This is a genomic window from Lentilactobacillus kisonensis DSM 19906 = JCM 15041 (assembly GCF_001434135.1).
GTDB lineage: Bacteria > Bacillota > Bacilli > Lactobacillales > Lactobacillaceae > Lentilactobacillus > Lentilactobacillus kisonensis.
Map to the genome: position 1 here is coordinate 1 of NZ_AZEB01000014.1, position 12,550 is coordinate 12,550.

Annotated in this window: 7 protein-coding genes; all 7 read right to left on the bottom strand. The window is 43.9% G+C overall.

From position 1 onward, the window contains the following. Positions 1 to 5,275 (bottom strand): KxYKxGKxW signal peptide domain-containing protein (locus FC98_RS08230; RefSeq protein ID WP_169788690.1); only part of this gene is annotated, 5,275 nt, incomplete at its 3' end. Between the two features lie 241 nt (positions 5,276 to 5,516). Continuing rightward, a complete protein-coding gene (gene argH / locus FC98_RS08235) occupies positions 5,517 to 6,899 on the bottom strand; it encodes an argininosuccinate lyase (RefSeq protein ID WP_008855555.1) in 1,383 nt (460 codons plus the stop codon). Beyond that, entirely contained in the window at positions 6,896 to 8,194 is a 1,299-nt protein-coding gene (locus FC98_RS08240; RefSeq protein ID WP_008855554.1) for an argininosuccinate synthase, read from the bottom strand. The genes argH and FC98_RS08240 overlap by 4 nt, the downstream gene beginning before the upstream one ends. Positions 8,195 to 8,712: 518 nt before the next feature. After that, positions 8,713 to 9,024, bottom strand: coding sequence for a nucleoside triphosphate pyrophosphohydrolase family protein (locus FC98_RS08245; RefSeq protein ID WP_008855553.1), 312 nt, complete (start codon positions 9,022 to 9,024; stop codon positions 8,713 to 8,715). A gap of 1 nt (position 9,025) precedes the next feature. Beyond that, the gene (gene yihA / locus FC98_RS08250) at positions 9,026 to 9,604 is read right to left on the bottom strand and encodes a ribosome biogenesis GTP-binding protein YihA/YsxC (protein ID WP_008855552.1); all 579 of its coding nucleotides are present in this window, start codon (positions 9,602 to 9,604) and stop codon (positions 9,026 to 9,028) included. Between the two features lie 89 nt (positions 9,605 to 9,693). Beyond that, positions 9,694 to 10,941, bottom strand: a complete 1,248-nt coding sequence (gene clpX / locus FC98_RS08255) for an ATP-dependent Clp protease ATP-binding subunit ClpX (RefSeq protein ID WP_172633900.1) — start codon at positions 10,939 to 10,941, stop codon at positions 9,694 to 9,696. Between the two features lie 263 nt (positions 10,942 to 11,204). Further along, positions 11,205 to 12,536, bottom strand: coding sequence for a trigger factor (tig, locus tag FC98_RS08260; protein ID WP_054655082.1), 1,332 nt, complete (start codon positions 12,534 to 12,536; stop codon positions 11,205 to 11,207). Positions 12,537 to 12,550 lie beyond the last annotated feature (14 nt).

A 12,550-nucleotide genomic window follows, 5' to 3' on the forward strand; every position in this document is an offset into this window, starting at 1 on the left:
CGGCTGCAGCTGCACTTTGATCCGCAGCTGCGGCACTCTTTGCTGCTATAGATGCAGCTTGTGCTGCGGTGTTGGCCGCGCTGGCATCATTGACAAGTACTGGATTGTTATCGTTCTTAGCCGCATCAGTCGCAATCGCGGCATCACTAGCCGCTGCCTTAGCAGCGGCTTGGGCTGCGGCATCCGCACTAGCGGCATTCTTTGCTGCAGCTGCCGCACTGGCCGCTGCACTATCCGCCGTCGTGATAGCAGTAGCCCGACCAGCCGCATCATGTGCAGTTGCGGCATCGGCCTCTGCTGCCTTTTGTTGATTAGTAGCATCAGTTGCAGCGCTATTAGCAGCGTTATTATCTGTCGTGGCCTTACCTGCGGCAATCACCGCATCACTAGCCGTTTTCGCATCACTGGTAGCTTTTGCATCACTAGCCGCTGCCTGGTCGGCTGCAGCTGCACTTTGATCCGCAGCTGCAGCACTCTTAGCTGCTATAGATGCAGCTTGCGCTGCGGCGTTGGCCGCGCTGGCATCATTGACAAGTACTGGGTTGTTATCGTTCTTAGCCGCATCAGTCGCAATCGCGGCATCACTAGCCGCCGCCTTAGCAGCGGCTTGGGCTGCAGCATCCGCACTAGCGGCATTTTTTGCTGCAGCTGCCGCACTGGCCGCTGCACTATCCGCCGTCGTGATAGCAGTAGCCCGACCAGCCGCATCATGCGCAGTTGCGGCGTCGGCCGCTGCTGCCTTTTGTTGATTAGTAGCATCGGTTGCAGCGCTATTAGCAGCGTTATTATCTGTCGTGGCCTTGCCTGCAGCAATCACCGCATCACTAGCCGTTTTTGCATCACTGGTAGCTTTTGCATCACTAGCCGCTGCCTGGTTGGCTGCAGCTGCACTTTGATCCGCAGCTGCAGCACTCTTAGCTGCTATAGATGCGGCTTGCGCTGCGGCATTGGCCGCACTGGCATCATTGATAAGTACTGGGTTATTATCGTTCTTAGCCGCATCAGTCGCAATCACGGCATCACTAGCCGCTGCCTTAGCAGCGGCTTGCGCTGCGGCATCCGCACTAGCGGCATTCTTTGCTGCAGCCGTCGCACTGGCCGCTGCACTATCCGCCGTCGTGATAGCGGTAGCTCGACCAGCCGCATCATGAGCAGTCGCTGCATCAGTAACAGCCAAACTCTTTTGAGTAGTCGCATCACCAGCAGCATTACTTGCGTCAGTATTAGCGGAAATTGCATCATCAGCACCACTCTTGGCATCAGCAAGAGTACTTGCACTTGCCGCAAAACTAGAAACCTTGGCAGCATCTGAAGCAGCTGTCTTTGCTTTGTTATAAGCTGCAGCTGCACTGGACGCTGCAGCTGCAGCAGACGTTGCGGCATCACCAGCTGCTTTCGCATCAGCTGCAATAACAGCATTCTCATCATTTTTGGCATCATTAGCAGCAATTGCCGCATCACTCGCTGCAGACGCAGCAGCCGACTGCGCGGCATCATTAGCAGCTGAGGCATCGCTGGCAGCATTGGCAGCACTCGTGGCAGCGTCAGCAGCTGCTTGTTTTTCATCTTGAATAATATCGGTTGTAACCCGCCCAGAAGCATCAGAAGCATTCTTGCGATCAGTACCATTAGTTACAACAGCATCACTTGCTGCCCCAGCATCAATCTTAGCTTTACTTTGAGCAGACAAGGTAGCTTTTGCATCTGAAACTGTTGCATCTGCCGCTTGATCACTAGCAATTTTTGCCTGATTAGCTGCATCTGAAGCACTATTCTTGGCATTCTTATAATTCGTATCAGCATCAACGGCAGCATCTGATGCAACTTTTGCATCACTGGCAGCAGCTGCATCACTTGGGAATAATGCGGATTCACTAGCCGCCTGAGAAGCATAAGCATCAGCCGATGACGCTGCATTTGAAGCATCCGTGGCATCTGCAGCTGCCAAATTAGCCGTAGTGTGAGTGGCATTCGCAATTGCTTTGATAGCTGTTTGAATAGCCGCAATTGTGCTGGCAACATACCCGTCAACAAACGCCGTTCCACTGGTTTCACCAGTTCCAGATGTCGCAGTGTAATTCGAACCAGTGCCATCATTCTTAGCACTGTATGTGACCCCGCCAACTTTAATGGTAATTGTATCGTCGCCGACTACTATCTTAGGAATCGTTCCATTTGTCATAAAGTAATCCGAACTGGTTTGATCATCTGCGGCATTACTGCCGGCTTTAAACGCAGCATTAGCCAAAGCCGCTTCGTTATTATAAGCCTTGATGTACGCTTGTTGAGCGGCATTTGAACCAGTTCCCAACAAGAAAGCAGCAATTTGACTCTTGTAAGTCTTCAATTGAATACTATCTAATTTAGTTTCATCACCAGTAAACGCCTTAGTAGTTGTCGTAATATTCGCAACATTACCATCATGTTGCGTATGTGACGTCACATCGGCATCTGCTTGTGCATCAGTAGTTGCATTAGTTGATTGCAAGAATTCAATTGCCCGGACATAATCACCAGCGGCAGAAATTGAAGTTGCAGCCATTGGTGCGTTGTATTTACCAGTTGCCGCGTCATAGGTGACAATCCCAGAAGTGCCTTCATTGGCAAAATTTGGCCCTTTGGAGGCATCAGGGGTTGCATCTGGATCGGCAATGTAGTCTGTCTGGGCTTGCTTTAACGCGTTAATTTCGGCGTTGTAAAGATCGGCAATCGTTTTTAAAGCTCCAGTAGCTGAAGGGGTATACGAAGCATCAGAAGAATTAAGATCTGGGTCAGCGTAATTAGCTTGTGTTAGCTCGTCTTTCTCATTTTCCGTCAAAGTACCTGCGGGCAACGCATTAACAATTGCGATCCCGATATCAGTCCCCGATTGAACCTTTCCTGATGCAATATCATTGACTGCTTCATTCACAACTGACTGGGCAATTTTGGAAGCCCAAGCATACCCGATTGCTTCAACGAATAGTGTGTTCTCGCCGGCATCTTGAGCGGTATTAGCAATTGTTTTCGGATCGGCTGTATCGGTATAGCCATTAACTTTACTGAAATCAGGTGCATCAGTCCCATTTAAAACGTGGGAAATCGCTTCGTTAACACCCTGTTGAAAGTGGAGTTCAATCGCGTTCCGAATACCATAGGCGATATCGAGGTAAACACCATTAATAACTGATGAATCAACCGTTGAGCCAAAGCCAAATGTATTAATCAAACTATTTAACGATGCGTTTAGTTTCAAAGCTTCAGTTAAAGAACTTGGAATGGCAATTGACCCATTAACATTATTAGTTGAACCCGCTTGACTGTTTCCTTGGTTGCCACCCAGAGAACGAATGTCGCTCAAGGCTTGCTTCATGATTCCGTTTTGAATATTTTTGATGGCAATTCCAATAAATGTATTGATAACGTCAATACTTGCTTGAGCTTCTTTTTTAATATTGGCATTATAAGTGGCATTGGTAATTGTATTATCTGTTGGAAGCGTTGCTGTTTTATTGAAGATGTCACTATCATCATTAACTGGGTTGTTAAAGATTGCACCTCCAGCAGTTATCATGGCAATAATATTGCCCCAGGCGTTTGTCGAATTCTTCAAAGCGGTTGGATCACAAGCAGCATTTTTATCATTAATTAAAGTATCAGCCATCGTTGGATCGTTAATGTTATTTTTAACTTGATTCAAATAAGCATTAACTGACTCACAGTAGGTCTTCAGAATTGTGGCATATCCAGCACTATAATCAGATGCATGAAATATTTGGGTGTCTTTCACATTACCGTTGTTACCATCCCAATAAGTAATTCCAGCTACTGAGTGTTCGTAAATTGTCTGACCATCTTTATACGGCATCGTTGAACCATTGTTCCATGCCAGACTATCATCATCGTTGATCATGGTTCCTTTTGTCGTCACGAAGGCATCCAAAATCTTTGCAATTTTTGGAATAATACCAATATTCGAAACAATGTCGCCCAAAGTGTAATTAAAGATTTTGCTTAAATCACTGTTACCATTGTTTAACCCGTTGATATAGGCTTGAGATGACGTATCAACCGCTGTCGCTGACAAGCTGAGGCTTAATCCAGATGCTGAAATGGCTGATTTCAAAGTCGATACTTGATCGCTAGATAACCCTGAAGTGTCAAGTGTTGCCCCACTAGTAATCTTACCTTCCTTAACCAGCTCATTGAAGGCATTCGAAATAGCATCCGCACTCGCCGCTTTTTCAGCCGCAGCATCTGCTGCCTTCTGAGCATCAGTCTCATTCAAAGTCAACCTTTGGCCAGAAGAAGCAATAGCCGCTTTCAAGGCAGTCAATTGAGCGGTTGTTAATTTGGTTACGTCAATAGCAGAATTATTAACGGTAACGTTATCTTGCTTTAACAAGTCGTTCAGCGAATCAGTTGCTTTTGCAGCTGCTTCATCGGCGGCTTTTTGAGCGGCAGTTTCATTAACTGTTAATTTTTGACCGGATGCTGTAAGTGCCGATTTCAACGCCGTCAACTGATCGGCTGTTAATTTGCTGGCGTCAATCGTTGAGCCGTTGACAGTGATATTATCCTGCTTCAACAGACTATTCAGCGTACCAGTAGCCTTGGCCTGATCTGATTTGGATGTGCTGGCAGCTTTACTGGTATCACTAGCAGCGTTGGATGCACCACTCGTTCGGTTAGTAGCTTTGCTTGCATCTGACTTAGCATTTGTTGTGCTGGCATCAGACTTCACTGCGCCAGAACCTGCAGATGTTGCAGCCTTGGAACTTGCAGCTGAAGCATCACTTGGTTGAGCCGAAGTAGTGGCCTGTTGCGCATTGCTGGTAGCAGTACTATCAGAAGCGACCGCTTGACTTGCCTGACTCACCGCAGCATTGGCCTTTGAAGTTGCTTTTACGGCATCCGAACTACTGGTGCTTGAAGCGTTCGTAGTGGTGTTTGAGCTTGTCTTATCGGTGCTTGTACTCGTGGGGCCATTAGAAGAGCTAGCTGTGGATCCAGCTTCAGAAGTCGTTGCGGTACTAGCCGCCTGACTCGTTGTAGCCGTTGATGTAGCGTTAGCCGCTGATGTGACAAGCGTCGTACTTGTACTGGCTTCATCTTTTGCCAATTCAGCCTGGGTATCGGCATGAACCGAAACCCCAGATAACATAAATGAACCTAAAGACAACATAAAAAGGCTAGCAAACACCCATTTTTTGCCAACCTTATACATTTTGTAGTGTAAATTTGATTTTTCAGATTTTTCCCACAAATTATTACGCGAACAATTTTTGCCTCGCATCTGTGAACCCCCTCAATTAATTATCACGCAATTATTTGTATTGATATATCAAATTAGCAGTATTTGATTACTTACTAATTCACAGCAACATAATAACACCATAATTAATTAATGTTAACAACTATTACATAACATTTAAAAAAACATCAATCGCATCATTATTTGCGTTAGAAATTCAAATTTTAAAAAAAAGCTCCTTTAACTACACAAACACATGGTAGTCAAAGAGCTGATTTTAATATTAATAATTCAATTCCTTTTTCGCATTAGCAATCTGTAACTTCACCTGGTCAAACCCTGTTCCACCCAATGAGTGGCGCCGCTCAACCGCTACTTCAGATTTCAAATCATGATAAACGTCTTCCTCAATTTTGGGTGACGCCTGCTGCAAATCAGTCAAGGACATGTCCTGGAGATTCTGATGAGTTTGCAACCCCTTTAAAACCAGCTCACCGACAATTCCGTGAGCTTCTCTGAATGGGACGCCCTTAGCAGCTAAATAATCGGCCAGTTCAGTAGCGTTTGAAAAGTCATTTTCAGTAGCTTGTTTCATCCGTTCAACATTTGGCTTCGCGGTTTTTAACATCCCATTGAAAACCTTCAACGCGGGCAGCAGCGTTTTGACGGTATCGAAGACGCCTTCCTTATCCTCCTGCAAATCCTTGTTGTAAGCAAGTGGTAAGGATTTCATAGTTGCCAGCAGTTGCATGAGGTGCCCATAGACCCGGCCAGTTTTACCACGAATTAATTCCGCCATATCCGGATTCTTTTTCTGCGGCATAATCGAACTGCCAGTCGTGTAAGCATCACTCAGTTCTAGATACTTAAACTCGTGACTAACCCACATGCTGATTTCTTCGCAAAATCGTGACAAATGCAGCATCAAGATGGAACTATTGCTTAAGAATTCCAAGGCAAAATCTCGATCGGAAACGGCATCCAACGAGTTGGCATAGACTTGATCAAATCCCAATTCTTTGGCCGTATATTCTCGATCAATTGGAAAAGTGGTGCCAGCTAATGCTGCAGCCCCCAATGGCAAGATATCGGTATGGGTCATATTGAACTCGAACCGTTCCTTATCCCGTTTGAGCATCTGGTAGTACGCCATCAAATAGTGGCCGTAAGAAATTGGCTGTGCATGCTGCAAATGTGTGTAACCTGGCATGATGGTTTCAACGTTTTGTTCAGCCATCGCCACCAAAGTTTGTTGCAAGGTTGTGATCTCATCAATGACCTTTGGCAGTCTTTTTTTCAAATACAAATGAAAGTCCGTTGCCACCTGATCATTCCGGGACCGAGCCGTATGGAGTTTACCTGCAACTGGGCCGATTTTCTCGGTCAATAAGGCCTCAATGTTCATATGGATATCTTCATTTTCAACGGTGAATTGTAGCTTGCCAGCATGCAACTCATCTCGCAAGTCTTCCAGCCCTTGCACAATCTGGGCAACATCTGACTCATTTAAGATTTTCGTGTGCCCCAACATCTTCACATGGGCAAGTGATCCTTCGATATCCTCTTCAGCCATTAGCTGATCAAAGGAAATCGAAGCGCCAAACTCGTCCACCCATTTGGATGCTTGGGCCTGAAACCGACCGCCCCAAAGTTTCTTAGTACTCATCTATTTTTAGCTCCTGTATGTGTGGAATATTGATCGTGAACCGTCACCTTGTCCTTTAATTGTGACTTGGTAACGGCCTGTACAAACTGTGCTTGTTTGTTCTTGAGTTGAACTTGTTGATAAACCTGAGTTGGCAGTCCCCAGAGCTTGATGAATCCCTTAGCAGCTTCTTGATCAAATGAATCAGAAGCCGTGTAAGTTGCCAAGTCTTTATCATAGAGTGATGACTCTGATTTACGGCCAAGTACCATGACGTTGCCTTTGAATAATTGCAACTTGATGATACCGTTAACAACTTCTTGTGATTTGTCGATGAAGGCTTGGATTGAATCCATCAATGGTGAGAACCAAAGGGCGTTATAGACGAGTTCACTGAGTTGTTTTTCGACAGTTGGCTTGAAATGAGCCAAGTCACGCTCAAACGTTAAGTCTTCAAGTTCTTGATGGGCTTTGAGTAAAACAGTTGCCGCCGGTGCTTCATATACCTCACGAGATTTGATTCCCACCAAACGGTTTTCAATATGGTCGATTCGGCCAACGCCATTTTCACCGGCAACCTTGTTCAGATCCTGAATGATATCAGCGAATTTCATCTTCTTACCGTTCAATTCAACCGGGATTCCTTTTTCAAAAGTGACTTGCACTTCCGTTGGCGTATCCGGGGTGTTTTCAATTGGATTGGTGATTGCAAAGGCATCTTCTGGCGCACTTTGCCATGGATCTTCCAAAATCCCTGCTTCATTTGCCCGGCCCCAAATGTTGGCGTCAATTGAGTATGGCGAGTCAAGATCAATCGGAATTGGAATGTTATGATCCTTTGCGTATTCAATTTCCTGTTCACGAGACCAGTGCCAGTCACGAACTGGGCTTAACACCTCAAGTTGAGGATCAAGACCATGAATAGCCACTTCGAACCGGACTTGGTCATTCCCTTTTCCAGTACAACCATGGGCAACAGCAACTGCATTTTCTTGGTGGGCAACTTCAACCAATGTTTTTGAGATAAGGGGGCGTGATAATGCTGAGATCAATGGGTATGATCCCTCGTACATTGCATTGGCCTTTAACGCAACGGCCGCATAGTTATCGGCAAATTCATCCAGCGCATCAATCACGTAAGCCTTCACTGCCCCAACGTTTAAAGCCTTTTGCTTGATAAAATTGAGATCCTTGCCCTCACCGACATTGATACAGCAAGCGACAACGTCATATCCCTTATCCTTTAACCATGCAATTGCAACTGATGTGTCTAATCCGCCAGAGTAGGCTAAAATTACCTTATTGTTTTCTGTCATATTAAATACCCCTTATCTCTTAGTGAGCTGAGCAAAGCGATTAGAAGCTGGAGCCTAAACCATCTTGGCTGGAAATCCCGATTTTGGATTTTTGGCCGAGATGGTTTAGGTGCAAGCTTCTGCTTTGCGCAGCTGTCCTATAAATAAACAAAACCAAGCACTCAAATAACCATTAGATGAAGCTCTCATAACGTCAATTTCTGAGTACGTTTCTTGCGTTATAAGTGCGACTATTAGGTTTACCGCTCGGAAATGTGTTCTTAAATTTCTAATAGTAATGAGGTTAACACCGATATTCATTAATTGCAACCTTATTTACGTTTTATTCATTATTCCAGGTTTTATTATTGCTAATATACATTTCGGAGGCTGTATCGGGGTAAATTGATTGCTTCTAAGAATACTCCAAAAGGATTTTACGTCGTTCTACTCATCAAAAAACCGCTTAAAGAATCCTGGTAGAGGAGCCTTTAGGCGGTCGTAAGCTTCATCATTAGTCCAGTCAGACTAACAATCAATCAAATATTCACTTGGTTGACGCCACCCAGTTGTGATGGATAGCGTTTCTTCAAACGGTTAATATTATCTTCAGCAACTTTATCAAAGGGAATATCTGCCCATTCAGAAATCTGGGATAAATACCAAAGAACGTCACCCATTTCTTTGATGAGCTGATCGTGATCTAATTTTTCACTTTGGAACGTATACTTACGAATAAGGTCGGCAACTTCGCCGGATTCACCGGCAAGTCCTAGTGCACAGTTAGTCAAAACCTGTTCCTTCCCCATTAACGTTCGATTAGCTGCTTTTTGGTATTCATCAAAGTCCATCTTACATTCTCCCTTCAATCCACTGCCATACGTCATTTTTACCAGCCTTGGTTAATGCTGAGAACAGCACTAACTCATTGGCCGAGATATTTAACGTTTTCCTAATTAACGATTCCTGCTTGTTCCACTTTCCCCGAGAGATCTTATCCATCTTAGTCGCAACCGTTAGAATGTCAATGCCATAATAGACCAACCAGTCATGCATGGAGATATCATCATCCGTTGGTGCATGTCTGCCATCAACTAAAGCAATCACACCTTTGAGCTGCGGGCGCTTAGTCAGATAAGTTTCAATCATTTTCCCCCACTTTTCGCGGCTCGCTTTTGATGCTTTCGCATACCCATAGCCGGGCACGTCAACAAAGTATAACTTGTCATCAATATTGTAAAAATTAAGCGTCTGGGTTTTACCAGGTTGACTTGACGTCCGGGCAAGCTTTCGACGATTAATTAAGACGTTGGTCAATGAAGACTTACCAACATTGGATCGACCAACAAGGGCAATTTCTGGAAACATGGTATTTGGATATTGTTTTTCTGCAACCGCGCTTATCGTCAGATCGACGTTATGAACCTCCATCAAACCACTCCTTAGAATCTGTTTTTTCTGAATAAAATAAAAAAAGTCTGACCGCAAACTAATCAAAGTTTACATCAGACTTTCTCGAATTACGATGCCTTTTTCAAAATTAGTTCTGGTTCCTTATGATCGGTCACCGTTTCGGGAGTAATGATAACCTTCGAAACGTCTTTACGACTTGGTAAATCAAACATAATATCACGCATCACATCTTCAATAATTGAACGGAGGCCACGAGCACCGGTATTTCTAGCAATCGCCAACTCAGCCATCTTAGTAAGGGCACCAGGGGCAAACTCCAGCTCAGCGCCATCTAATTCAATTAACTTCTTATACTGCTTAACTAACGCATTCTTTGGTTCAGTCAAAATTCGAACAAGATCCTTCTCATCCAACTTATCCAAGGCCGTCAAAATTGGTAGTCGACCAATGAACTCAGGGATTAACCCAAACTTCAATAGATCTTCTGGAATAACGGCTTGCATAATATTGCGATTATCAAGATCCGGGGCCTTGTCAGAGTCAGTACCAAAGCCAATCGTCTTGTCACCTAAGCGGCTCTTAACAATTCCTTCGATCCCATCAAAAGCGCCGCCGACGATGAACAAGATATTGGTGGTATCAATTTGAATGAATTCCTGTTGGGGATGCTTCCGGCCACCCTGAGGCGGAACATTTGCAATTGTGCCTTCCAAAATTTTCAGCAAGGCTTGTTGAACCCCTTCACCAGAAACATCTCGAGTAATTGATACGTTCTCAGACTTCTTAGCAATCTTATCAATTTCATCGATATAGATAATCCCATGTTCAGCCCGCTCAACGTCATAATCAGCATTCTGCAGTAATTTTAATAAAATGTTTTCAACGTCTTCACCAACGTATCCGGCTTCAGTCAAAGTCGTAGCGTCAGCAATCGCAAACGGGACGTTTAAAATCTTAGCTAATGTCTGGGCAAGATACGTTTTACCTGATCCAGTTGGGCCAATGATACAAATGTTGCTCTTTTGGAGCTCCAAGTCATCATTAGGTTCACTAATCATTTCGTTAACCCGCTTATAATGATTATACACGGCCACTGAAAGTGTCCGCTTAGCATTATTTTGACCGATAACAAATTCGTTTAATTTATCTAAAATCTGTTTAGGCGTCAAAACTTTCAGTAAATCTTCAGGCGCCTTCTCTGGTGCAAGCTCTTCATCAATAATTTCTTTACATAAATCAATACATTCATTACAAATGTAGACGCCTGGACCAGCGACAATTTTCTTTACTTGGTCTTGGGTTTTACCACAAAACGAACAAGTAATGGGTCCGCTTGATTCGTTATCTTCAAACAATATATTCACTCCTCCATCCAAGATGGACTTTAATCACTTCATCAATCAACTATGTGATACTTTATCATATAACCATCAAAATGCAATCAGAACGCTTGACCGTCCCCGTCCAAAGTAACCGAAGGCATAAATAGATGCCCATATTTTGGAACTAAAGCGAATAGCGCAATCATCCCCCGATTGGAATGGTTGCGCTATTTGATTAACTGACTCAGAGTACAGAGCCAAGCGGTTAGCAATTAACCAACGGGGCTTTTAAAAAACTATTTTTCTGAGCTGTCTTCTTTATCTTTTGAATCGTCTTTAGCTTTTGCATCCTGCTTAGAAGAATCAACAATCATGTCAATTGCTTGTTTAATCGCAATATCGTGTTTGAGCATGTCATCAGTTAATGCCTTACGAACGGCATCTTCCTTCATGCCATATTGTTTAGCTAAGTCTTTAACTTCAGCCTTAACATCATCCTCTGAAGGCTCGATGTCTTCTTTAGCAACGATTGCTTCAAGAACAAGGTTAGTCTTAACCCGCTTTTCAGCACCGTCTGAGAATTGCTTCTTCAAGTCTTCAGGCTTCGTTCCAGTTAACTGGAAGTACATGTCCTGATTGATACCTTGTTGTTGCATCCCAGCAAGATATTGATCCATCTGACGTTGGATGTCTTCGTTAATCATTGCTTCTGGAATATCTTTGACTTCAGCATTATCAGTAGCTTCACTGATGGCTGCGTCTTCGATTGCATCGCGGGCTTCACTCTTTTTTTGCTTCTTCAAGTTGTCCTTGATCTTTTCCTTCAGTTCTTCAAGGCTATCAACATCTTCGTCAACATCCTTAGCAAAGTCGTCGTCTAACTTAGGTAATTCCTTTGTCTTAACTTCATGGATCTTAGTTTCAAAGATAGCATCCTTACCAGCTAATTTCTTAGCTTGATAATCCTTAGGGAAGGTAACCTTAACTTCAACATCTTCACCAGCTTTATGACCAACCAATTGGTCTTCGAAGCCAGGGATAAATGAGTTAGAGCCCAACTCTAATGAGTGATTTTCAGCCTTGCCACCTTCAAATGGCTTGCCGTCAACCTTACCTTCAAAGTCGATCACAACTGTATCGCCTTTTTCAGCAGCCTTGCCTTCTTTAAGAACAAGTTCTGCTTGACTTTCACGCTTCTTTTCCAGTTCAGCGTCAACGTCTTTTTGGTAAACGCGAGTGTTTTGCTTAGGGACACTCAAATCTTTGTAATCGCCAAGCTTGACATCTGGCTTAACAGTAACGTTAGCCTTAATGACCCATGGTTTGCCTTTTTCCATTGATTCAACATTGATCTTAGGTTGATCAACGGGTTCGATTTTGGCTTCACTAACAGCCTTTGAATATTCATCTGGCAATAAGATGTTCAAAGCATCTTCGTATAATGCTTCTTCACCATACATCTTAGTGAAAATTGAGCGAGGAACCTTTCCTTTACGGAATCCAGGTACCCGAATACTCTTCTTGTTCTTTTCAAATGCACGATCTAAACCTGTTTTAATTGAATCAGGACCAATTTCGAAAGTTAATTCTCCATCATTGGTGCCTTTCTTTTCCCATTTTGCAGACATTCTTTTTCCTCCGA